We start from the raw sequence: 21078 nt of genomic DNA, 5'->3' as shown, positions 1-21078 counted from the left end.
CGGTAGCGGGTCTGCCAAAATTTCTGGGAGCGGCGCCGGCCAACCCCGCGGGGATTATTCAGTCTTTGATTGTACAGCGTGCTCTCTCACCCTGCTCCTCCTGAGTGATCAGAACAAAGCGCCCTAGGGCGGAGGCTCATCCCGCGCCACACAACGGTTGGCGATTTCCGACCGGTGGGGATGGAGAATTGCCGGGCGCGATTGTGGCGAAATGGCAAGACAGGCGGACGCCTGTGTTGGGAAAGGGGCAGGCCCAATGCCAGACCGCGCTGTCGACGCCACGTTTGGCGTGGACAGGCCAATGTCGTCGACTTCCACGCGAGACTGAGACCATGGCTGCCGATTTACGGACCGACGAGCTCGAGGCTGCAACCGCGATGCTCCATCGTTTCTCCATGCTGATCGAGAACGGTCTGGCAGCGAGGTTCTCGGGATGGCTCTCTTCGGGTGGGGCGTGGCAGGATTTCCTCCAAGGACTCAAAACCGCTGATTATAGTCCTGCGCTGCTGGCTCTCGGCATTGTCGCGATTTGTCTGATCGCTGTTGTCGCAACGGCAGCGGTTGCTAGCTCGATCCTCGGGAGGTCGAAGGCTCGGCCGCTTCTGTCCGCGGCGGCCTGGATCGCGGCTGCCTTGCTCGTGGTGCTGGCGTCCTGGGTCCTGCTGCTGAGTCTCATCTTCGATCCAGTGCTCCGCCGCGCCTTGCTGAACTGCGTCGTTATCTCGGCTGTGGCGACAATGATATGTTTCCCGTTGACCACAGGTCGCAGGTCGATCTTCTCGCGTTGGCGGCGCGATCTCGCCGTCGCGATCGGAATCGCCTCCGGCGGCCTGGTGGTATTGGCCTGTCTACGCGTATGGAATGCGGCTGATCCGCCACGCGATCTCTTCGCGACATTCGCGGTGTCTTTGCCGTTCACCCGAGCTCGCCATTGGCCGAATGGCGAAACGGGTACGGCGGGCACCCGCGCTGAGCGCGTTCGAACCAACCATAGGGCCGAAGGAAGCTTGAGATGTTGCTTCCTCCTCCGGCCTGTATCGGCCTGTCAAAAGATCGAACCCGTCGGCAAGCCTAGCGCCATTGCACCGGCATAGCGTGCCTGGGGGCTGGCCTGGAGCGGGTGAAAACGTGCCCCTTGGATGTCACGGAAGCGCCGCTCCAATCCCGTTGCCCGGTAGAACGACGCACCGCCTGCCAGCTCCATCGCCAGATCGACGGCTGCAATCGCGTGACGGGCAACCAGAGTACGCCCGATCATGACCTCGTTGACTGTCCCGGCGCACGGCGCGTTACGCGCCACGGTATCCAGCATCAAACGGTGTGCGAGCTGCGCGGCCCGCAATTCGGTGTCCATGCGTCCGGCCAGCGACGGGTCGGATGCCTGCTTCTTCTTCGCGATCTCGATGGCGATGTCGCGCGCGCTCTCGGCAACTCCAAGGTAGACAGCATAGATCAGCGGGAAAGCGATGGTCGCAATTGTCTCGAAAACGGGGTGCCACTCGCCGGCCTTGCGCGAAAATGCGACATTCGCGGCAGGGATAAAGAGATCCTCGATCACGACGTCGTTCGACGCGGTGCCACGCATGCCCAGCGTGCGCCAGGTATCCTCAATGCGCACCGCCGAGGATTTCATCGGCGCACCGAAGTGAATGACCGACCGGTTCCCGTCTTCTCCTTCATGAATCGCTCCGGTCATCAGGATATCGCCGGCTTCGGCGCCGGAGGTGAACACCTTCCGCGCGGTGATACGGTAGCCGTCGCCGTCCCTCTCGGCTTTTCCTGATCCGCCGATCCAGTCCGAGCCGCCGGACGACAACAAGATGATTCTCTCCGCGGCGACCCGTTTCAGCAGGGGTTCCACAGCGGCGACCTTCTGGTGCCGCCAACGCCAGGCGGGGATGGCGACCTGATGGGTATGCATGGAAAAAGCCAGCGCCGTGGAACCGCATGCCCTTGCGAGTACGCGCAGCATCTCGGCGAGCTCGGATATCTCGGCGCCGCCGCCGCCGAGTTCCCGCGGGACGCCTGCCTCGACGAGGCCCGCCTCCTTCAGCAAGGAGTAGTTCTCGCTGACGAAACGGTCATTCTGGTCGATCTCGGCGGCACGCGCGGCGAGTTTCGGCGCAAGATGGCGCGCCGTTTCCACGATATTGGCGGGAGAGGCGGTGCCTCCGACGAATGACGGGGCCGAGGCTTTCGAAGCAGTGATCGTCGACATGGTGTCCTCCATTCCTGCGAGGCAAAAGGATCACCGCTGAGGTTCCGAGCTTCCAGTTCAGCAACTGAACTACCGGCGTTTTCCGTGCGGCCCTGATCTGGTACCATTCGCCAGAAGCAAAACGGGGCTCGCCATGAACAATCGCGGCGGTTACGGCCAGTTCTGCCCGGTGTCGATGGCCTCGGAGATATTGTGCAGTCGATGGACGACGCTGGTCGTGCGAGAGCTGCTCTGCGGCAGCACCCGATTCAATGATCTGCGGCGCGGCCTACCGAAGATGTCGCCGGCCTTGCTCTCGAAACGGCTCAAGGAATTGCAGCAGGCCGGGGTCATCACCGTATCGCGCAAGGCGAAGGGCTCGGTTGAATATCACCTGTCCGAGGCGGGCGAGGAACTGAGATCGTTGATCATGGGCCTCGGCAACTGGGCGCAGCACTGGATGGAATCGCGGCTCTCGCTCAAGAACCTCGACCCTTCGCTGCTGATGTGGGACATGCGCCGAAGTCTCAACGTCAAGCTGCTGCCGGCGCATCGCTGCACGATACAGTTTCTGTACCCCGAACTTCCGGGGTCACAGAAGAGGTGGTGGCTGGTGGTGGCCGACGGTGCAGTCGACCTTTGCAATTTCGATCCCGGCCATCAGCTCGATCTGCTGGTCACGAGTTCCCTGCGCACGATGACAGCGATCTGGATGGGGCTGACGACGATCAAGAAGGAGTCCGACACCGGTCACTTCGAGATCGACGGCGATCAGGCCCTGGCTTGCTCCATGCAACAATGGCTGGGGCTCAGCGCCTTCGCCTTCGAACCGCGTCGGGTGCAGTGACGGACGCGACGATCACGCGCGAATTCTGGCAAGAGGAAGGCTTGGTTGTGCCACTAGCGGACTCTTGGCCGCCGCCAGAAAGCGGGCATCCAGAGCTCGGCACCGGCCTATCGACCGACCTGGCAGGCCTCATCGAGCGCCGGATCGTCATAATCGATCCTCATTCGGGCATCTCGGCCCGTCACAAAGCGAGCGGGCTTGGCAGCGCTTCGATCCGTCCCGCAGCGGTCAGCCGGATCGAGGCGACATCTGCGCCTCGATCAGTTCCGCCGTCCGCCGATAATGCGCGGCAAGAAGATCCTGGGCCTTGTCGGCATCTCTTGCGAGAGCCGCGTCCATGATCTGCCGATGCTCGAACGCGACGTCGCGCGGGCCCGTCGGCATCTTTCCCGCGAGCGCCGGCAGGCGATAACGCTGGGTCTCGACATGGAGCTGGTCGGAGAGGTTGATCAGCCGGCGCGAGCCGCACCGGGCAATGAGTGCCCTGTGGAACTCCTGATGACGGATCTCGAGCGCTGACAGCTCGTCGACACTGAGCTCGCGGCCAGCCGGAACGTGCCGGCGCACCTGCAGGTCGAGCGCGTGAAAGGCCGCGACGATGCCGGCCTCCCAATCATCGTCGCCGCGAGCGATGGACCGCTTGAGAGCCTCGCATTCGATGAGCGTTCTTGTCTCCGTCACATCCCACATCTCTTCGATCGAGACTGGAGCGACCGAGAAGCCGCGTAATGCTGCCGCGAGGACGAGCCTTTCGGTCTGCAGGCGGTTCAACGCCTCGCGCAGCGGCGAGAAGCTCAGTCCGTAGCGCTGGCGCAGGAATTCGAGCCGCAGCGGCTGCCCGGGCTCGAAGACACCCGCGACGATATCGCTCCGCAGTTTCCGATAGGCGGTTTCAGCCGCTGTGAACGACGCCTCGGGGGAGGCCGTCTCCTCATGGCCCGCCATAGCTGCCGCATTTCGCTTCACGCGCACGATTCGATCCCATTCCTCGGTTCTGGACCGACCGTACACGAATGCGCGTCTAACGCAAAAACATCTTTCTTTCGAAAATACGGCATGCTAACCAAAATCCATATTTTGAGAGGAGGTCGCCATGTCAGCTCCGAAACAGAACCATCGAGAGGATGTCGCCGGCCGGGCGAACGTCGAGGACACGCCAGAGCTGCTGGCCTATTACGAGCAGCTGGAAGCGCTCGAAGCGGGCGCGCTCTGGACCGTGGCCAACAAGATCGAGCCCTGGGCGCCCAAATCGGCCTCCGTTCCCGTGCTCTGGCGCTATCGCGACCTGCGCGAGCATGTCCTGCGCTCGGTCGAGCTGGTCACGCCCGAAAAGGCCGGCCGCCGCGTGATCTATCTGAACAATCCGGGCCGGCGGGATGTCTCCGCCGCCGTGGGCTGGCTCTATTCGGGCCTGCAGGTCATGCACCCCGGCGAGACGGCCTCCGCCCACGCGCATTCAGCCTCGGCGCTGCGCTTCATCATGGAAGGCTCCGGCGCGTACACCATCGTCGACGGCCACAAGATGACGCTCGGAGCCAATGACTTCGTGCTGACGCCGAACGGCACCTGGCACGAACACGGCGTCTCGTCTGATGGCTCGACCTGCATCTGGCAGGACGGTCTCGACATCCCGCTGGTCAACGCGCTGGAAGCGAATTTCTACGCGGTCCATTCGGATCTGCGCCAGGCGGTCGGCTATCCCGTCGACGACATGACCGGGGCCTGGGGCAATCCCGGGCTGCGGCCGGCCGGCCACGACTGGGGCAAGCCCTATTCGCCGCTGCTGAAATACGAATGGGCGCCGACCTACGAGGCGTTGACGCGCTTTTCCAAGGTGACGGACGGCTCGGCCTTCGACGGCGTGCTGATGAACTACGTCAATCCCATCACCGGCGGGCCGGTGATGCAGACGATCGGCGCCTCGATGCAGATGCTGCGGCCCGGCGAGAAGACCAAGGCGCATCGCCACACTGGCAGCTTCATCTACCAGGTCGCCAAGGGCAGCGGTCACTCCGTCATCGATGGCAAGCGCTTCGATTGGCAGGAGCGCGACATCTTCTGCGTGCCGTCCTGGGCCTGGCACGAACACGCCAACGCGTCGGCCAGCGACGATGCCTGCCTCTTCGCCTTCAACGACATGCCGGTGATGAACTCGCTCGGGCTCTATCGCGAGGAAGCGTTCGGCGACCATGGCGGCCACCAGCCGCTCGCACTCTGAGGACTGCCGATCATGCGTCTCGTAACTTATCGCAGCACGATTGAAGCGGCAGCGCGGCTCGGCGTCATCGAGGGTGACCTCGTCGTCGACGTCGCCACGCTCGGCGCCGGTGTCGGCCTCGACCTGCCCTCGGCGATGCTCGATCTGATCGATCTCGGCCCGGCCGGGCAGGCGTCGCTGGGTGCGCTGCTGGAGCAGCATCGTGGGCGCTGGCCCGCCCACTCCGCGTTCCCGCTCGCCAATGTCAAGCTGCTGGCGCCGATCCCGCGTCCGCGGAAGAACATTTTCGGCATCGGCCTGAACTATGTCGAGCACGTCGCGGAATCGGCCGCCGCGCTCGACACGTCGAAGGACCTGCCGAAGCAGCCGGTGATCTTCTCGAAGCCGCCGACCAGCGTCGTCGGCCCCGGCGAAGCGATCGAGCACAACGCCAAGATTACGCAGCAGCTGGACTGGGAGGTCGAGCTCGCGGTGGTCATGGGCCGGACCGCGCGCCGTGTCACCGAGGCCGAGGCGATGAGCTTCGTCTTCGGCTACAGCGTGATGATCGACGTTAGCGCCCGCGATAACCGCCGATCCGGCCAGTGGATCTACTCGAAGGGCCAAGACACCTACGCGCCGTTCGGTCCCTGCATCGTGACCGCCGACGAGATCACCGAACCGCACGCGCTCGACCTCTGGCTGACCGTCAACGGTGAGACCAAGCAGCGTTCCAACACGCGCCACATGCTGTTCAAGATCCCGACCCTGATCGCGGACATCAGCGCGGCGATCACCCTGGAGCCCGGCGACATCATCGCCACCGGTACGCCGGATGGGGTCGGGGCGGGCCGGACGCCGCAGGAATGGCTCTGGCCGGGCGACGTAGTCGAGGCCGGCGTCGACGGCATCGGCCAGATCCGCCACCCCGTCGTGGCGGCCTGACATCCACGCATCAGTGACAAAAGGGCAGCGGCAACGACCGCGCCGTAACGGAGGGGAATTCGATGAACAGGTCAGCATTCACACGCAGGATGATCGTCGCCAGCCTCGCATCGGCAGCGGCAATGCCGATCACGCAATCAGCGTTCGCCCAGGCCGGTGCGAGCGCCCCGGTCACGATCGGCTTCATCACCACGCTGTCGACGCCGGCCGGCTATATCGGCGAGGACATCCGCGCCGGCTTCCAGCTCGCCTTGACCGATGGCAAGCTGGGCGGCGTTCCCGTCAACCTCGCTATCGAGGACGACGCGCTGAAGCCGGCGAACGCCAAGCAGGCCGCCGACCGGCTGATCCAGTCCGGCGTCAAGCTCTTCACCGGCGTGAACTTCTCGAACGTGCTCGCTGCCGTGGTTCCGGGCGTGCTGGAATCGGGCGGCTATTATGTCAGCCTCAATCCCGGCCCCTCATCCTTTGCCGGCGAACGCTGCCACCGGAACTATTTCGTCGCCTCCTACCAGAACGACGCCTTTCACGAGGCGGCAGGGCTCGCCGCCAACCGGCTCGGCTACAAGCGCGTCGCGCTGCTTGCGCCAAACTATCAGGCCGGCCGCGATGCGCTGGAGGGCTTCAAGCGCACCTTCAAGGGCGAGATCACCGGCGAGATCTACACCAAGCTCGACCAGACCGACTTCTCCGTCGAGCTTGCGCGCGTCCGCTCGCTCGCCCCGGAAGCGATCTACCAGTTCCATCCGGGCGGCGCCGGTATCAACTTTGCCAAGCAATATGCCAATGCCGGCCTGGCGAAGAGCATTCCCATGCTGATCCCGGCCTTCTCGATGGATGCGCATATGGTCGGCGCGACCGGCGATGCTGCAGACGGCATCTACGCTTCCGCTCTCTGGACGCCCGAGGCCACCACCCCTGCCTCCAAGGCGTTCGTGGAAGCCTTCCGCAAGGCCTATTCGCGGACGCCGACCATGTATGCCCAGCAGGCCTACGATACCGCCAACCTGATCGGCAGTGCCCTCAAGGTAGTGAACGGCGACATCGGCAAGCAGGACGAGTTCCGCAAGGCGCTGCGAGCGGCGCAGTTCACCGCCGTGCGCGGGAAATTCTCCTTCGGGCCCAACCAGCACCCGGTCCAGGATTACTACCTGACGAAGTTCGAGAAGCGCCCGTCCGGCGAGATCGTGCAGACGATGGTCCGCAAGATCGCCGAGGATTACGGCGATGCCTATGCAGCCCAGTGCAAGCTCAACTGAGCGCTGCGAAACCCATCGACACATCTGACCCCTGATTCACCGCGCAACAAGGGCGTGTGGAGATGATCCTCTTTATCGAGCAGGCTCTCAACGGCCTGCAATATGGATCGATGCTGTTTCTTCTGGCATCGGGATTGACGCTGATCTTCGGCATCATGGGAGTGATCAACCTCACCCATGGCGCCTTCTACATGGTCGGCGCCTATAGCGCGGCGTTCGCGGTGCTCTCGACCGGCTCCTTCCTGGTCGGCATCGCGGCCGCCCTGATCGGTGCCGGGCTCTATGCGGTGCTCGTCGAGGTCGCGGTGGTGCAATGGCTGTATCGCCGCGACCACCTCTACCAGGTGCTGGCGACGCTCGGCCTGATCCTGTTCACCAACGAGGCGGTGAGCATGATCTTTGGGCGCCGCCCGCCGCTGATGGACATTCCGCCCTTCCTGCAGGGCTCGGTGCCGCTGCTTCCGGGCCTCGACTACCCGCTGATGCGCGTCGCCTTCATTGTGACCGGGGCACTGGTCGCGATCGGCCTGTGGGCGCTGGTCAATCACACCCGCGTCGGCATGCTGATCCGTGCCGGTGCCGACGACCGCGAGATGGTCGATGCGCTTGGCGTCGACATCCGCCGGCTCTACACGCTGGTCTTCGGCCTCGGCGGCGCGCTGTGCGGCCTCGCCGGCGTCATGGCGGCGCCGCTGCTGGCCATCGAGATCGGCATGGGCGAGCGGGTGCTCATCACCACCTTCGTGGTCATCGTCGTCGGCGGCGTCGGCTTGGTTCGCGGCGCGCTGGTCGGGGCGCTGCTCGTCGGCATGGTCGACAGCCTGGGGCGGGCCTACATCCCGCAGCTGCTGCAATTGTCGCTGCCGGCCTCGACCGCCGACACGCTCGGCGCCGGGCTGGTCTCGGCCAGCATTTACGTGCTGATGGCGATCGTCCTCCTCGTGCGGCCGAACGGCCTGCTGCCGGCCAGGGGGTGAACGCGATGATGACCTCCCGCCTTCGCCTCGCCGTCATCGCCATCGGGCTTATCTTCCTGCTGGCCGCCCCCTTTCTCGCCCAGCTGACCGGCTCGGCCGGGCTGCTCGGCCTTGCCAACCGTATCGCCATCTACGCCATCGCCGCCGTCAGCCTCGACCTTATCCTGGGCTATGGCGCGCTGGTCAGCTTCGGCCATGCCATGTTCTTCGGGCTCGGCGGCTACGCCGTCGGCATCATCGCCTTCCACACCGGCGCGGGCGAGCCGCTCCTTGGTTGGCAGGGGTCGAATGCGGCGCTGATCGTCTGGCCGCTGGCGCTGGTAGCCTGCGCGCTTCTGGCCGCGATCGTCGGGACGCTCTCGCTGAAGACCAGCGGCGTGCAGTTCATCATGATCACGCTCGCCTTCGCGCAGATGGTCTTCTTCGTGCTGGTCTCGCTGCAGAGCTATGGCGGCGACGACGGCCTGCTGCTCGACCGGCGCAACACGCTGCCTTTCATCGACCTCTCGCGGCCGACGACCTTCTACTATGTCTGCATCGCGCTGCTGATCGGCTGGACGGCCTTCTGCGCCAGGGTCGTGAACTCCCGCTTCGGCCTCGTCCTCCAGGCGCTGCGGCAGAGCGAGCGACGCTCGATCAACCTCGGCGTCGATCCGTTCCCGTTCCGGCTCACCGCCTTCGTCATCTCCGCGATCGGAACCGGCCTCGCCGGCGTGCTCTGGGCCAACTACGCCCGCTTCGTCTCGCCCGACATGGCCGCGTGGAGCAAGTCGGGCGAGTTCATCGCCATCGTCGTGCTCGGCGGGCTCGGCACGCTGCTCGGCCCGATCGCCGGGGCCGCCGTCTTCATTGCGCTCGAGCAGATCCTCTCGATCTGGACCGAGCACTGGATGATCGTGATGGGGCCGATTCTGACGCTGGTCGCTCTGTTCGGTCGCCGCGGCATCGCCGGGCGCCTGTTCGGAGAGCGCAATGGTTGAGCTCTCCTCCCAGCAGCAAGCGCCGATCCTGGCGATCGACGGGCTGCGCAAGGCCTTCGGAGCCCTGGTCGCGACCGATGACGTCACGCTCGACATTCGTCCCGGCGAGCTCCACGCGCTGATCGGTCCGAACGGCGCTGGGAAATCGACGCTGATCACCCAGATCTGCGGGGAGTTGAAGCCGGATGCCGGGCGCATCCTGTTCGACGGGCGCGACGTCACCCGGCTGCGTCCGCATCTGCGCTCCCGGCTCGGGCTCGGGCGGACCTTCCAGATCACCCAGCTCTGCCCGGACTTCACTGCGATCGAGAACGTGCTGCTGTCGATCGAGACCCGGGGCGGCGGCTCGTTCGACATGTTGTCGAACCCGCGCGGCAATGCCGGCGCCATCGCCAGTGCGCGCGCGCGGCTCGCCGAGGTCGGCCTCGGCGAGCTCGCCGACAGGCGGGCGGAGACACTCGCCCATGGCCAGCGCCGGCAGCTCGAGATCGCGGTCGCGCTCGCACGCGAGCCGAGGCTGCTCTTGCTCGACGAGCCGATGGCCGGGCTGGGGCCGGAGGAATCGGGGCGGATGACCCGGCTGCTCGACGGGCTGAAGCGGCGCTACGCCATCCTCCTGGTCGAGCACGACATGGCCGCCGTGTTCGCGCTGGCGGACCGCGTCAGCGTGCTGGTCTATGGCCGCGTCATCTTCACCGGCACGGTGGCGGAGGTGCGCAGCGATCCGCAAGTCCGCGCCGCCTATCTCGGGGGAGAGCCGGCATGCTGAGCGTGCGCGAACTCGCGGCCGGCTATGGCCATGCCCGGGTCCTGTTCGGCTTGTCCTTCGACGCCCGCGCCGGCGAGGTCGTCTCGCTCATCGGCCGCAATGGCATGGGCAAGACCACCACGATCCGCGCCATCATGGGGCTGACGCGGCCCACCGGCGGCGAGATCGCCTTCGACGGCCGGCCGCTGTCCGGGCTGGCGCCGAACGCGATCGCCCGGCTCGGCATCGGGCTGGTGCCGGAAGGGCGACGGGTGTTCCCGTCGCTGACGGTCGAGGAGAACCTCATCGCCACCGCGCGCGGCGGCAGCGCCGGGCACTGGACCTTGCCGCGCGTGATCGAGCTGTTCCCGCGTCTCGGCGAAAGGCGGCGCCAGTCGGCGAGGACCTTGTCGGGCGGCGAGCAGCAGATGCTGGCGGTCGGCCGGGCCCTCATGACCAATCCGCGCCTTCTCATCCTCGACGAGGCGACCGAAGGGCTCGCGCCGCTGATCCGCGCCGAGATCTGGCGCTGCCTGCAGATGCTCAAGCAGGCCGGGCAAACCATCGTCGTCGTCGACAAGAACCTGGCGGAGATGGCGGCCCTGGTCGACCGCCACCACGTCGTCGAGAAGGGGCGGATCGTCTGGGCCGGCACGCCGGCCGCGCTCCACGACGACCCAGATCTCGCCAGCCGCTATCTCGGTCTGTGAGGACATCGCCATGGCACAAACCGCCAGCGAACCGGTCTATCGCGGCTTCGACCGCGTCGCGCTCGACCGCGAGTACAATGCCCGCGAAAGCGTCGCCTCATTCGACGCGGAGTACGCGAAATACGTCTCGGTCAGCGCAAAGGTGCAGCGGGAGAACGAGCGCATCGCCGACATCGTCTATGACGAGGCCAGCGGCGAGACGCTCGACCTCTATCCGGCCGAGCCGGGTGCGCCGCTCTTCCTCTGGGTCCATGGCGGCTACTGGCGGGCGAGCTCGAAGGACGACAACGCTTTCGTCGTGCCGGGCCCGAAGGCGCACGGCTTTGCCGTCGCGGTGATGAACTACACGCTGGCGCCGCAGGCTTCGCTCGACGAGATCATCAGACAGACCCGCACCGCCGTCGCCTTCCTCCATGCCCGGCGCGCGCAACACCGGACCGGTAGCCTTGCCGTCGGTGGCTCCTCGGCCGGCGGCCATCTCGTCGGGATGCTGCTGGCCGGTGGCTGGCAGGCCGATTTCGGGCTGCCGGGCGATGCGATCAAAGTCGGCATGGCCCTGTCGGGGCTGCACGACATCGAACCGCTGCGCTCCACCCATGTCGATGCCTGGCTCGGGCTGGACGACGCCGCGATCGCCCGCAACAGCCCGATCCGGCATATCCCCCAGAGCTCGGCCACGACATTGCTGGCCTCTGTCGGCGGACTGGAAACCAGCGAGTTCCGGCGGCAGACGGCCGAGTACGCCGCGGCTTGGCTGGCGGGAGGACGCACAGGCGAAGTCATCGCCATGCCGCGGCACAACCATTTCGACATCGCACTCGACCTGGCCAGGCCCGATGGCGTGTTGGCGCCCGCCCTCGCAGCCGCGATGGGCAGCTCCGGGCCGAAGGACTGAGGCCCGGACATGATTTTCGACATGGCGACGCTGCCGCCGCAGGACCGCTACAAGATCATGACAGCGACGATCGTGCCGCGGCCGATCGCCTGGATCACCACGCTGTCGCGCGACGGCGTGCTCAACGCCGCTCCGTTCAGCTTCTTCAATATGATGGGCAATGATCCGCCGACCGTTGCCATCGGCATCATGCCGAAGGCCGGCCTGCTCAAGGACACCGCCGCCAACATCCTCGAAACCGGGGAGTTCGTGGTCAACCTGGTGGCGGAAGCCGACGCTTCGGCGATGAACCTGACCTGCATCGATGCGCCGCCGGAGGTCGACGAACTGGCGCTGGCCGAGTTGGAGGCAGCGGCTTCACGTTTCGTCGCTCCGCCGCGCATCAGGACGGCGCGGGTCGCGTTCGAATGCCAGGCGCTCACCTCGCTCGTCACCGGACCGCTGCAGACCATCGTGATCGGCCGCGTCCTGTGCGCCCATGTCGAAGACCGCTTCGTGCAGGATGCGGAGCGCTGTCACATCGACACCCCGGCGCTCGAGCTGATTGCCCGCATGCATGGCGGAGAGGCCTATCTTCGGACGTCCGATCTGTTCCACCTGAAGCGGCCGAGTTGGGCCGAATGGCGAGGACCGACACCGCGAGATGAGAGTGCCGCCACGACCTGAGCCGGTCCGAGCTGCGACCTCTCTAATAATGCTGTGCTGCTGAATCAGCCCCCCAAATTGCTTCCCAGGACGGGGCGATCCGAAGGGGTGCTGCTACCGCGCATATGTTCGCGCGAGCAGTGGCGGTATTCGACAGTACGCGCAGTTCTCCGTTACGCCAGCCTCAACCGGCTCGTCACATCGCCCAAAACCGGATCTCGCTAAAGTCGGCTATGGGCCAGGAGCAGACGCTCTTCCTTCGTGCTCTCGGTGATTTCAGCCCCCCGCAACCAAATCAAACACACGCAGACCAAACAAAACCCCGCCCGCATCGCGGCCGGGGTTCTTGCGTTTAAGGCGCTCAAGTTTAGCCCTCACCGCCATGGCGGTGCTTCGTCGTGATCAGCAAGACCTTCGCTATGCTCTCGGCGAAACGTTTCTAGCTGTATGCCCGCGCAGCCCAATCGTTTTTCACCGCTTGTGGACATTGGATAAACGCCAGGAAGCGGGCGTTGGTGGAACGGATCATTGCTCTCACGCGCTCACGCGGCCATGGCATCACCGCCCTTCGCTTCGCTAAAATGATCTAAAAGCGAGCCGTCGTCAGGGCTCGCGCGCGACGCGGAAGCCATTGGTGTAGAAGCGCACATCGGCCTCGTATTTGAAGCGGGCGGCCGAGCGCAGATAGCGTGGATCGTTGTTGAAGGAGCCGCCGCGCAGCACGCGCTCGCGGCAACCAGGCGCGACATGGGCACTGCCATCGCGCGGTGCAGTGCGATAATTCTCGCTCCAGCAATCCGCGACCCACTCGGCCGCGTTGCCAGCCATGTCATAGAGGCCGAAGGCGTTGGGCGGATACTGGCCCGAAGCGGCGGCACTGCGGCGTGGCTGATCGTTGCAGCCCAAGCAGTTCGCGCGCTCCTTATCCACGGTCTGGCCCCAGGGATAGGTCGTCGTCGTGCCGGCACGAGCGGCATATTCCCATTCGCTCTCGCTCGGGAGCCGATAGCGCTTTCCCGTCTTGGCCGAGAGCCAGGCGAGATAGGCATTGGCGTCGTTCCAGTGAAGATCCGTGACGGGTCGCTTGCCGCGCCCCAGCCCGCGATCGTCAGGCCGGTAGTTGCAGCCGCCCTCGTTCACGCAGCGATCCCATTCCTCGAAATTCACCTCGCGCGTGCCAAGATAGAAGCCACGCACGGCAACGGGGTGAACAGGCTTCTCGAATTCGTAGAGATCGTTCGAACCCATCTGGAAAGAGCCGGGCGGAATCGCCGTCAGCTCGGGGCAGTCGTTGCAGTCGCGGATCGGGCCCGTCTTCGGCGCCGGCGCGGCGGGCGTTGCGGGGGCCGGAGGCCGGGCGGCCGAGGCTGCGGGCGCAGCCGCTCCGGGCTTGCCGCGGTAGAGCTGCTCGCGGGCGCGCGCCAGTGCCGAGAAACGGCCATTCGGATAGGCGTCGAGATAGGCGCGGTATTCGCTGGCATTCTCGCTGTTGCGGATCGATTCCCAGAAGGCGAGCTCGAAGGCGTCCGGCGAGGTGTCGGAACTGGGTGGTGACAGGATGACGGCGCGGTTCGCCTGCGCGACCGCGAGGGGCTGGCCGACCGGGGTCACCACGAGCCCCTTCGGTGGCGCCGATGAGAGCCAGATCTGCTGGCTGCGCCGGCTCGCCTTCGCCACCGCGTCGCGTACGCGCTCGACCGCCGCCGCCATGTCGAGACCGGGCGTGCGGATCGCCTTCAGCCATTCCTCGACCGCGGGATTGCCACGAGGACCGGAGTCCGCGACCGTTTTTCCCGGTGCGGCCGTGAACATCACTGCGACGGTCTCGAGGCGCTCGGTCGCACGCAGGCCCTTGCCTCGCGCCTGCCAGGGATTGTCGCGGCTGGCGTCGATCAGCACGAGGGCACTGGACGGCTTGGCAATGATCAGCGGGTCGATCACCTCGTCGAGATCGACTGCGTCCTGCACCGGATTGGGCGAGATCGGCACGAGGAAATCGCGGTCACGCTGCTGCACGGCATGACCGGAATAGAAGACCACAGCCGAAGCGCCGGGGCGCAGCTTGCCGGCAAACTGAGCGATGGCCTGCCGCATGTCCGCGCGGGCCCCATTTTCCACCGCGACTACCTCGAAGCCGCCTTCGCGCAGAGCCGCGGCAACGGCGCGGCCCTGTGCCGGCACTTGGGCGAGGGCCGCATCGGGGTAGGCGCCGTTGGCTATTACCAGCGCAACGCGGGTGGGCGGCGCAGCCTCCTGCGGCAGGGCAGGGATTGCCGCGAGCGCGACGAGCGGGACGGCGAGGACGAAGGAGCGCAACCAGTCCATGCTAGCGACCATCTGTCATCAGCGGCGTCTCGGGGCGCAGTCTGCCGCAGTCTCAGCGCACATAGATCGTGATCTTCTGCGACATCACAGGCGGATCATGCGGCGTGTGGGTGTGGTCCCCAAGCAATAATTGCAGCGTATGTGACCCTTTCGGCAAGGTGACGACAACCTCCGTTTGGCCGTTGCCAAGATGGATATTGTTGTAGTCGGACGGGATCGGCTGGCCGGGCGGGCCAGGATCGGTGTCGATCAGCAAATGGTGATGGCCGGTCGCCGCATGGTCGACGCCAGCCGGTGCGACACCCATGTTGCGCAGCCCGATCCGGACGGTGAAGCGCTCCGGTACGCGCAAGCCATCGAGGGGATAGTGAAAATAGACGAGCGCGCCGGGCGGCGGCTTCTGCCGCTTGGCGGCCTGCGCCAAACCGTCGGTCGCCCAGAAGGCGCCAGCCATCACATAAGAGGCCGCCAGGAGACCGGCCACGCTGCGGCGCGAAGTTCTCATCGACGCCTCGCCGATTTGCGGCCGCCTGGCATCACCGTGACGGTGATGCGCTCCGACATGACCGGCGGATCGTGCGGCACATGGGCTGCGTCCGCGAGAAGGAGCTGCAGCGTGTGCTTGCCAGGCGGCAAGGTGATGCGCCGCTCCGTCTGGCCACCGCCGAGATGAATGTGGTTGAGGTCGGACGGGATCGGCTCGCCGAGTGCGGGTGTCGGCACGTCGACCAGCAAATGATGGTGCCCGGTGTTCGGCTTGGTGACGCCGGCCGGCGCGACGCCCATATTGCGCAGCCCGAAGCGGATGGTCGAGCTCGGGAAGATCGTCGCGCCATCCTTCGGATAGATGAAGTAGACGGCAGCGTCGTTGGGCGCAGCCGTACGCGGGCGGCCCGCTCCCGCCGCCGGGGCTGCAGATGCCACAGAGCCAGCCTGCACCGCATCGACGACGCGCACGCGGATTCGCTCGGACATCACCGGAGGATCATGCGGGACATGCTCGTGATCGCCCAGGAGAAGCTGCAGCGTATGCTCGCCGGGGGGGAGCGAGAGCTCGACCTCGGTCTGGCCGCGTCCGAAATGCAGGTGGTTGAAATCGCTGGGGATCTCGCGGTCGAGCGCCGGCACCTCCGCGTCGACGAGCAGGTGGTGATGGCCGCCATTGGCGCTCACCGTGCCGGCGGGCGTGATGACGATACCCTCGATGCCGAAGCGAATCTTCGCGTGGGTCGGAATCGTCGCGCCGTCCTTGAGGTCGATGAAGAAGACCCGGCCGCCAGGGGCGGCGGCGGTGCGCGGCTTCTCGGCCGGATCGGCCGCGACCTCGACGGTGATCCGCTCGGACACGACCGGCGGATCATGCGGCACATGGCTATGGTCGGCGAAGAGCAGCTGGAGCGTGTGCCGGCCCGGCGTCAGTGCGATCTCGGCCTCGGTCTGTCCGCCGCCGAAGTGGATGTGGTTGAAGTCGCTCGGGATCGGCTGGTCGAGCGCCGGCAGCCCGGTGTCGATCAGCAGGTGATGGTGTCCGGCATTGCGCCTGGCTTGCCCGGCGGGCGCGATCTCCATGCCGCTGATCGCAAAGCGGACCGTGAATTTGCCGGGAACGCGGTCATTATTGGCGAGGCCGACGAAGCTGAGCCTGGCGGTTGCCGGGGCCGGGCTGCGCTGCATTGCGCGCGCTTGGGCCGCAACCTCGCCGACCGGAAGAGCAATGACCATGGCCCATGCCAGAGCCGCCGGTACCAGGGTGGGTATAAGGCGAAGCGCCCTCGATGGCATCGACGTCTCCCCATCCATGAGACGAGTGCAAGCAGGCTACCAGCGCGGCTGCACGTCTACAAGCGGAACACTTGGCGTTGACGTAGCTGGAGCGGCTTTGTTCTGGCGTCCAGCGAAGTCATGCGGTAGCCTGCGACGGTAGGAAGGGGCCATGATCCTCATCGCCAGACTCTGCGGGCTGATCATGCTCATGCTGACCGGGCTGGCCATGGCGGCGCCGGCTTCGGAGCGTCGCGTTGCGCTCGTCATCGGCAATTCCAGCTATCGCAATGCGCCCGTCCTGCCCAATACGGTCAACGACGCCCGCGACATGGCCACGGCGCTGCGCAAGGTCGGCTTCGAGGTGGTCGATGGCATCGATCTCGACAAGCGCGGCATGGATGCGGCACTGACCCGCTTCGCCCGGCTGGCGCAGGACGCCGATTCCGTGATGTTCTACTTCGCCGGCCACGGCTTCCAGTTCAACGGCGAGAACTATCTCGTGCCGGTCGAGGCCAAGATCGAGGACGAGGCCGGCGTCCAGTACGAGACGACGCGGCTCAACGACGTCGTCACGGCGCTGAACTTCGCCAAGGGCGTCAAGATCATGGTGCTGGACGCCTGCCGCAACAATCCTTTCGTCAACCAGCTCGCCAAAAGGCAGGCGACACGCGGCTTCTCCGTAGGCTCCGGCCTTGCTCCCGTGGCGCGGGCACAAGGCATGGTCATCGCCTATGCGACGCAGGCCAACGACGTCGCCGCCGACGGCGCCGGCCGCAACAGCCCGTTCACGGCGGCGCTGGTGCGCGAGATCGATCAGCCGGGACTCGAGGTGGCGACCATGTTCCGCCGCGTCCAGAAGAGCGTCTACGATGCAACCGCGGGGCGGCAAACGCCGGAGCTTTCGCTGTCCTTGCTCGGCGATTTCTACCTCAATCTCGCGGAGACCGATGCCAGTGTCTGGCAGCGCATCCGCACCAGCGACGAACCCGACATTCTCCGGGATTTCATGCAGCGCTATCCCACCAGCTCCTTGTCCATCGACGCACGCACGCGCCTCGACCTGATCGAGCGCCGCTCGGGTGCGGCCAATGAACGCGACCGGTTGGTGCGCGAGTTCGCTGAGCGCGAGCGGGCACTGCTCGAACGGCTCGAACGAGCCGAACAGGGGCGTAAGCAGGCCGCGACCGACCTTGCCCGGCAGGAGCCCGGCGAGGTGGTCGCGCCGCCACCGCCCACGAGCGGGGATGCCACGCAGGTGAAACCGGCTCCCATCACGCCCAAGCCATCGACCGGGGGTATGGCCGAGCGCTCCCGTCTCGCCGACGAACTGGCCCGGCGCGAGAAGGAGTTGGCCGCGCTCGAGGCCGAGAAGCAGCGCTTGGCAGAAGAGCGCCGCAATGTCGAACAGGCTCTGGCGGCGCGGCTCGGCACGTTGATGCTATCCCCGCCCGATCGTTCGGCTCAGCCCCAGACCGTGCCGGCGAGCGCGCCGCGCCCGGTCGAGCGCCGCGCCGATACTCCGGCTGCGGCGGCGCCGGCCAAGGCGAATTGCAGCGAACTGCTGCTCCAGGCCCAGCTCGGTGAACTGACTCCGTCAGCGCGCGAGCAGCTCCAGCAATGCCGCTGAGCGGCATACGACGAAATGAGGCGAAGGCCCGAAACGGGGAGGAATGAAGCATGTCGATCGTCACGCGCCTCGGCTGCATCCTCACTCCGCTGACGCTTCTGGCGAGTGCCGCTGCCGCTTGGGCACAAGCGGCATCGCCGCCGACACCAGTGCCCTTCCCGCAGGCTTTGCAGAAGGCGGCCGACGACCTCTTCGGCAAGGCCACGCTCACTGATCAGCAGGTCGATCTCGTCATCGACCCGCTGATCGACGCGGCCTCCGGCTCGCAATCGACAGCCACCCGCTCGATGCAGCAGACGCTGATCGAGATCGTTCGAAAATCCTATCCGCGCTTCACCGTGCAGTCCTTCGACAGCGCTTCGTTGGCGCGCAAGCCGGTCGTGTTGGTCGGCACCTTCACTGCCGTGAACAACAACGGAGCGGCCGACGGCGTGCGCGACGCCTACCGGATTTGCCTGACGCTTGCGGACCTGAAGTCGAACAGCGTTGTCTCGAAGGGCGTGGCGCGTGCCCGGATCGAGGGCGTCGACACAACGCCGACCCAATACTACAGCGACGCGCCGCTCTGGGCGAAGGACCAAGCCACCGACGTCTATATCAAGACCTGTCAGGGCACGAAGCTCGGCGAGACGATCGACCCGGCCTATGTCGAGCGACTGACGGCGAATGCCTTGGTCAATGACGGCATCCTTGCCTATGAAGCACAGCGCTTCCGCGAGGCGCTGGCCTATTATCGAGCTGCCCGCAAGTTGCCGGGCGGCGAGCAGCACCGGGTCAGGATCGGTACCTATCTCGCCGCCGGCAAGCTCGCGCGGCGCGACGATATGGTCGACGCTTTCGGCGACCTCGTCGACTATGGCCTGGGTGCCAATCAGTTGATGGTGAAGCTGCTGTTCAAACCCGGGACCACGCAGTTCATCGATGATCCCCGGATCGCCGAACCCTATCCGATGTGGCTGAGCCAGATTGCAACGCGTGCCCGCCAGAAGGGAGCTTGCCTCGAGGTTGTCGGCCACAGCTCGCGCACCGGGCTGCCCCAGGTGAACGAGCGCCTCTCGACACTGCGCGCCCAGTTCGTCATGGACCTGCTGCTGACCGGTGCGCCGGAAAACCGCAACCGCATCATCGCCACCGGGCGCGGCTTCAAGGAAAATCTCATCGGAACCGGCAAGGACGACGGCAGTGACGCGCTCGACCGGCGCGTGGAATTCAAGGTGATCGGCTGCTGACAGGCTGCCTGTTAGGAGCTGGATCAGGTCCATCCCATTCATCATCTTGAGATGCGTCGAAACGAAGTGACCTGAACGTACTCACGCCATGCTGACGGGGCTTGAAACCAAGTCTTTCATTGCGGCTATAAGGGCACTTGGACGCAATCGGTATGGGATGTCCGCATGGCCAAGGACTTCGCCGGCAAGAGAGTGATCGTGATGGGCGGCAGCCGTGGCATCGGACGCTCCATCGCGCTCGGGTTCGCGGCGGGCGGCGCATCCGTTTCGATCTGTGCTCGGGGCAGGGGACCGCTCGAAGCGACCCGCCGGGAGATCGAAACGCTCGGCGTCGCCGCTCACGGCGCCAGTGTCGATCTTGCTGATGCGAGTGCGATCGAGGCCTATGTGCCCGCGGCGGTGAAGGCTCTCGGAGGGCTCGATGTCCTCGTCAACAACGCCTCTGGCTTTGGCCATTCCGATGATGAGGAGGGGTGGGCAGCCTCGCTCAACGTCGACATGATGGCCGTTGTCCGCGGCAGCCATGCGGCGATCCCTCATATGAAGCCGGGCTCGTCGATCGTGAACGTCTCGTCGATCTCGGCCATGCGGGCTTCGTCCCGTTCGGCACCTTACGGCGCTATCAAAGCAGCCGTGATGCATTACACGGCGAGCCAGGCGAAAACGCTGTCGAAAAAGGGCATTCGGGTGAACTGCGTCGCGCCCGGTTCGATCGAGTTCCCAGGTGGCACGTGGGAGGATCGGAAGACGTCGAGCCCCGAACTCTATCAGTCGACACTGGCCAGCATTCCTTTCGGCCGGATGGGCAAGCCCGACGAGGTCGCCCAGGTCGTGCTCTTCCTCGCTTCCGACAAAGCCAGTTGGGTCACCGCTCAAACCGTAGTGGTCGACGGCGGCCAGCTCGTCGGGCCCTGATCTCAATCGGCACTCGCAATTGCTCGATCTCGTGGCGCAACTGATCTCGATCGGGCTCGACCTAGCGTCGGCGTGACGTTCGACCGAAGTCTGCTCCGGGTGGGGACTGCCAAACCGCGGATTGCAGCCGCCGAGGAAATCGAGGCAAGAAGGAGCGTACTGAATCGTTCGAGCCGGTCAGATTGCCGAGCTGGCGGTCCGGCGGGCAACTGGATGTTCTGATGGTTACACGCGTAGAGCTCGTGTCGCGGCTGGAGCGAGCGTTCCTCGACCATGGCTACGAGCACTTGACCATGACCGGCCTCGCCAAGGCCGTCGATGTCACGCGGCGGACGCTTTACAACTACTTCAGTAGCAAGGAACAAGCCTTTCGCTTCCTGATCGAGAACGTCAACGCGCAAGCGGTCGAGATCGGGATGGCGGCCGGGCGAGAAGCTCTGGCAGACGGGCGAGACGCCGCCGAGATTCTGGCGACCATTCTCGATACGCGATACGGCAATACGCGCCGGCGCCTGGCGACGTCGCCTCATTCCATCGAGATCAACGATCAGGCTTTCCGGCGCTGCCGCGACATCATGATCGCATCGGCAGTCGGGTTTCAGTCCGAGCTCGCGCGCTTCATCGGCGAGCTGGAGGCGGGAGGTATCCTGCTGGTCAAGCCGGATGTCGGCCCCGAAGCCCTGGCGCAATTGCTCGCAGATGGCGCGCGCGGCACCAATCAGAGTTTGCCTCCAATCGATCCAGCCAGGCTTCACCAGCGCTATCACAGCATGGTCCGCGCGCTGCTTCATGGAGCGACGCAGCCTGCCATCTGACAA

General features: G+C 65.6%; 20 protein-coding genes. 15 read left to right on the top strand and 5 right to left on the bottom strand.

The features are described 5' to 3' along the window. Window positions 1–332 precede the first annotated feature (332 nt). Complete coding sequence (locus BLM15_RS18335) at window positions 333–1094, top strand: hypothetical protein (RefSeq protein ID WP_126114099.1); 762 nt, start codon at window positions 333–335, stop codon at window positions 1092–1094. Here BLM15_RS18335 and BLM15_RS18330 read toward each other — a convergent pair. After that, complete coding sequence (locus BLM15_RS18330; RefSeq protein WP_126114098.1) at window positions 1046–2218, bottom strand: acyl-CoA dehydrogenase family protein; 1173 nt, start codon at window positions 2216–2218, stop codon at window positions 1046–1048. The two genes, BLM15_RS18335 and BLM15_RS18330, sit on opposite strands and share 49 nt — an antisense overlap. Before the next feature lie 133 nt (window positions 2219–2351). Between BLM15_RS18330 and BLM15_RS18325 the strand changes: the two genes are divergently transcribed. Then, complete coding sequence (locus BLM15_RS18325; RefSeq protein ID WP_126114097.1) at window positions 2352–3044, top strand: winged helix-turn-helix transcriptional regulator; 693 nt, start codon at window positions 2352–2354, stop codon at window positions 3042–3044. 228 nt (window positions 3045–3272) lie between these two features. Here the strand turns inward: BLM15_RS18325 and BLM15_RS18320 are convergent, their stop codons facing one another. Next, a complete protein-coding gene (locus BLM15_RS18320) occupies window positions 3273–4016 on the bottom strand; it encodes a GntR family transcriptional regulator (RefSeq protein WP_236846346.1) in 744 nt (247 codons plus the stop codon). Between the two features lie 121 nt (window positions 4017–4137). Between BLM15_RS18320 and BLM15_RS18315 the strand changes: the two genes are divergently transcribed. From BLM15_RS18315 to BLM15_RS18275, 9 genes are all read left to right on the top strand, one after another. Next, window positions 4138–5262 carry a cupin domain-containing protein gene (locus tag BLM15_RS18315; protein WP_126114096.1) on the top strand — a complete coding sequence of 375 codons (1125 nt, stop codon included), beginning with the start codon at window positions 4138–4140 and terminating at the stop codon, window positions 5260–5262. Window positions 5263–5274: 12 nt separating this feature from the next. Beyond that, window positions 5275–6186 carry a fumarylacetoacetate hydrolase family protein gene (locus tag BLM15_RS18310; RefSeq protein ID WP_126114095.1) on the top strand — a complete coding sequence of 304 codons (912 nt, stop codon included), beginning with the start codon at window positions 5275–5277 and terminating at the stop codon, window positions 6184–6186. Between the two features lie 62 nt (window positions 6187–6248). Then, complete coding sequence (locus BLM15_RS18305; RefSeq protein ID WP_126114094.1) at window positions 6249–7445, top strand: ABC transporter substrate-binding protein; 1197 nt, start codon at window positions 6249–6251, stop codon at window positions 7443–7445. A 62-nt stretch (window positions 7446–7507) separates the two neighbouring features. Then, a complete protein-coding gene (locus tag BLM15_RS18300) occupies window positions 7508–8422 on the top strand; it encodes a branched-chain amino acid ABC transporter permease (protein ID WP_206438538.1) in 915 nt (304 codons plus the stop codon). Between the two features lie 5 nt (window positions 8423–8427). Then, complete coding sequence (locus BLM15_RS18295) at window positions 8428–9402, top strand: branched-chain amino acid ABC transporter permease (protein WP_206438537.1); 975 nt, start codon at window positions 8428–8430, stop codon at window positions 9400–9402. Beyond that, window positions 9395–10171, top strand: coding sequence for an ABC transporter ATP-binding protein (locus tag BLM15_RS18290; protein ID WP_126114092.1), 777 nt, complete (start codon window positions 9395–9397; stop codon window positions 10169–10171). Before BLM15_RS18295 ends, BLM15_RS18290 begins: the two co-directional genes overlap by 8 nt. Beyond that, on the top strand, window positions 10165–10860 hold the full coding sequence (locus BLM15_RS18285) for an ABC transporter ATP-binding protein (protein ID WP_126114091.1): 696 nt from the start codon (window positions 10165–10167) through the stop codon (window positions 10858–10860). Before BLM15_RS18290 ends, BLM15_RS18285 begins: the two co-directional genes overlap by 7 nt. Window positions 10861–10870: 10 nt before the next feature. Next, on the top strand, window positions 10871–11755 hold the full coding sequence (locus BLM15_RS18280) for an alpha/beta hydrolase (protein WP_126114090.1): 885 nt from the start codon (window positions 10871–10873) through the stop codon (window positions 11753–11755). 9 nt (window positions 11756–11764) lie between these two features. Beyond that, on the top strand, window positions 11765–12421 hold the full coding sequence (locus BLM15_RS18275) for a flavin reductase family protein (protein ID WP_126114089.1): 657 nt from the start codon (window positions 11765–11767) through the stop codon (window positions 12419–12421). A 582-nt stretch (window positions 12422–13003) separates the two neighbouring features. Here BLM15_RS18275 and BLM15_RS31910 read toward each other — a convergent pair. From BLM15_RS31910 to BLM15_RS31905, 3 genes are read right to left on the bottom strand one after another with little or no spacing between them, the layout of a single operon-like run. After that, window positions 13004–14725, bottom strand: coding sequence for an SUMF1/EgtB/PvdO family nonheme iron enzyme (locus BLM15_RS31910; protein ID WP_164547563.1), 1722 nt, complete (start codon window positions 14723–14725; stop codon window positions 13004–13006). A 52-nt stretch (window positions 14726–14777) separates the two neighbouring features. Continuing rightward, window positions 14778–15230 (bottom strand): DUF4399 domain-containing protein, encoded by a 453-nt coding sequence (locus tag BLM15_RS18265; RefSeq protein WP_206438536.1) that lies wholly within the window; start codon window positions 15228–15230, stop codon window positions 14778–14780. After that, on the bottom strand, window positions 15227–16447 hold the full coding sequence (locus BLM15_RS31905) for a DUF4399 domain-containing protein (protein ID WP_236846345.1): 1221 nt from the start codon (window positions 16445–16447) through the stop codon (window positions 15227–15229). The genes BLM15_RS18265 and BLM15_RS31905 overlap by 4 nt, the downstream gene beginning before the upstream one ends. A gap of 211 nt (window positions 16448–16658) precedes the next feature. Here BLM15_RS31905 and BLM15_RS18255 point away from each other — a divergent pair, with 211 nt between their 5' ends. From BLM15_RS18255 to BLM15_RS18240, 4 genes are all read left to right on the top strand, one after another. Continuing rightward, the gene (locus tag BLM15_RS18255) at window positions 16659–18116 is read left to right on the top strand and encodes a caspase family protein (protein ID WP_126114086.1); all 1458 of its coding nucleotides are present in this window, start codon (window positions 16659–16661) and stop codon (window positions 18114–18116) included. Window positions 18117–18166: 50 nt separating this feature from the next. After that, window positions 18167–19345, top strand: coding sequence for an OmpA family protein (locus BLM15_RS18250; RefSeq protein WP_126114085.1), 1179 nt, complete (start codon window positions 18167–18169; stop codon window positions 19343–19345). Between the two features lie 165 nt (window positions 19346–19510). After that, window positions 19511–20260, top strand: a complete 750-nt coding sequence (locus BLM15_RS18245; RefSeq protein WP_126114084.1) for an SDR family NAD(P)-dependent oxidoreductase — start codon at window positions 19511–19513, stop codon at window positions 20258–20260. 293 nt (window positions 20261–20553) lie between these two features. Continuing rightward, window positions 20554–21075 carry a TetR/AcrR family transcriptional regulator gene (locus BLM15_RS18240; RefSeq protein WP_206438535.1) on the top strand — a complete coding sequence of 174 codons (522 nt, stop codon included), beginning with the start codon at window positions 20554–20556 and terminating at the stop codon, window positions 21073–21075. Window positions 21076–21078: the final 3 nt, after the last annotated feature.

The organism is Bosea sp. Tri-49 (genome assembly GCF_003952665.1).
In the GTDB taxonomy this organism is placed as follows: Bacteria; Pseudomonadota; Alphaproteobacteria; order Rhizobiales; family Beijerinckiaceae; genus Allobosea.
The sequence above is the reverse complement of the archived record's forward strand: the minus strand, read 5'-3'. Positions and strand labels throughout refer to the sequence as shown.

What these genes read in the sequence shown, in the direction of transcription:
- BLM15_RS18335 (WP_126114099.1), top strand. Translation starts at nt 333, where the DNA reads ATGGCTGCCGATTTACGGACCGACGAGCTCGAGGCTGCAACCGCGATG.
- BLM15_RS18330 (WP_126114098.1), bottom strand. Translation starts at nt 2,218, where the DNA reads ATGTCGACGATCACTGCTTCGAAAGCCTCGGCCCCGTCATTCGTCGGA.
- BLM15_RS18325 (WP_126114097.1), top strand. Translation starts at nt 2,352, where the DNA reads ATGAACAATCGCGGCGGTTACGGCCAGTTCTGCCCGGTGTCGATGGCC.
- BLM15_RS18315 (WP_126114096.1), top strand. Translation starts at nt 4,138, where the DNA reads ATGTCAGCTCCGAAACAGAACCATCGAGAGGATGTCGCCGGCCGGGCG.
- BLM15_RS18310 (WP_126114095.1), top strand. Translation starts at nt 5,275, where the DNA reads ATGCGTCTCGTAACTTATCGCAGCACGATTGAAGCGGCAGCGCGGCTC.
- BLM15_RS18305 (WP_126114094.1), top strand. Translation starts at nt 6,249, where the DNA reads ATGAACAGGTCAGCATTCACACGCAGGATGATCGTCGCCAGCCTCGCA.
- BLM15_RS18300 (WP_206438538.1), top strand. Translation starts at nt 7,508, where the DNA reads ATGATCCTCTTTATCGAGCAGGCTCTCAACGGCCTGCAATATGGATCG.
- BLM15_RS18295 (WP_206438537.1), top strand. Translation starts at nt 8,428, where the DNA reads ATGATGACCTCCCGCCTTCGCCTCGCCGTCATCGCCATCGGGCTTATC.
- BLM15_RS18290 (WP_126114092.1), top strand. Translation starts at nt 9,395, where the DNA reads ATGGTTGAGCTCTCCTCCCAGCAGCAAGCGCCGATCCTGGCGATCGAC.
- BLM15_RS18285 (WP_126114091.1), top strand. Translation starts at nt 10,165, where the DNA reads ATGCTGAGCGTGCGCGAACTCGCGGCCGGCTATGGCCATGCCCGGGTC.
- BLM15_RS18280 (WP_126114090.1), top strand. Translation starts at nt 10,871, where the DNA reads ATGGCACAAACCGCCAGCGAACCGGTCTATCGCGGCTTCGACCGCGTC.
- BLM15_RS18275 (WP_126114089.1), top strand. Translation starts at nt 11,765, where the DNA reads ATGATTTTCGACATGGCGACGCTGCCGCCGCAGGACCGCTACAAGATC.
- BLM15_RS31910 (WP_164547563.1), bottom strand. Translation starts at nt 14,725, where the DNA reads ATGGACTGGTTGCGCTCCTTCGTCCTCGCCGTCCCGCTCGTCGCGCTC.
- BLM15_RS18265 (WP_206438536.1), bottom strand. Translation starts at nt 15,230, where the DNA reads ATGAGAACTTCGCGCCGCAGCGTGGCCGGTCTCCTGGCGGCCTCTTAT.
- BLM15_RS31905 (WP_236846345.1), bottom strand. Translation starts at nt 16,447, where the DNA reads ATGGTCATTGCTCTTCCGGTCGGCGAGGTTGCGGCCCAAGCGCGCGCA.
- BLM15_RS18255 (WP_126114086.1), top strand. Translation starts at nt 16,659, where the DNA reads ATGATCCTCATCGCCAGACTCTGCGGGCTGATCATGCTCATGCTGACC.
- BLM15_RS18250 (WP_126114085.1), top strand. Translation starts at nt 18,167, where the DNA reads ATGTCGATCGTCACGCGCCTCGGCTGCATCCTCACTCCGCTGACGCTT.
- BLM15_RS18245 (WP_126114084.1), top strand. Translation starts at nt 19,511, where the DNA reads ATGGCCAAGGACTTCGCCGGCAAGAGAGTGATCGTGATGGGCGGCAGC.
- BLM15_RS18240 (WP_206438535.1), top strand. Translation starts at nt 20,554, where the DNA reads ATGACCGGCCTCGCCAAGGCCGTCGATGTCACGCGGCGGACGCTTTAC.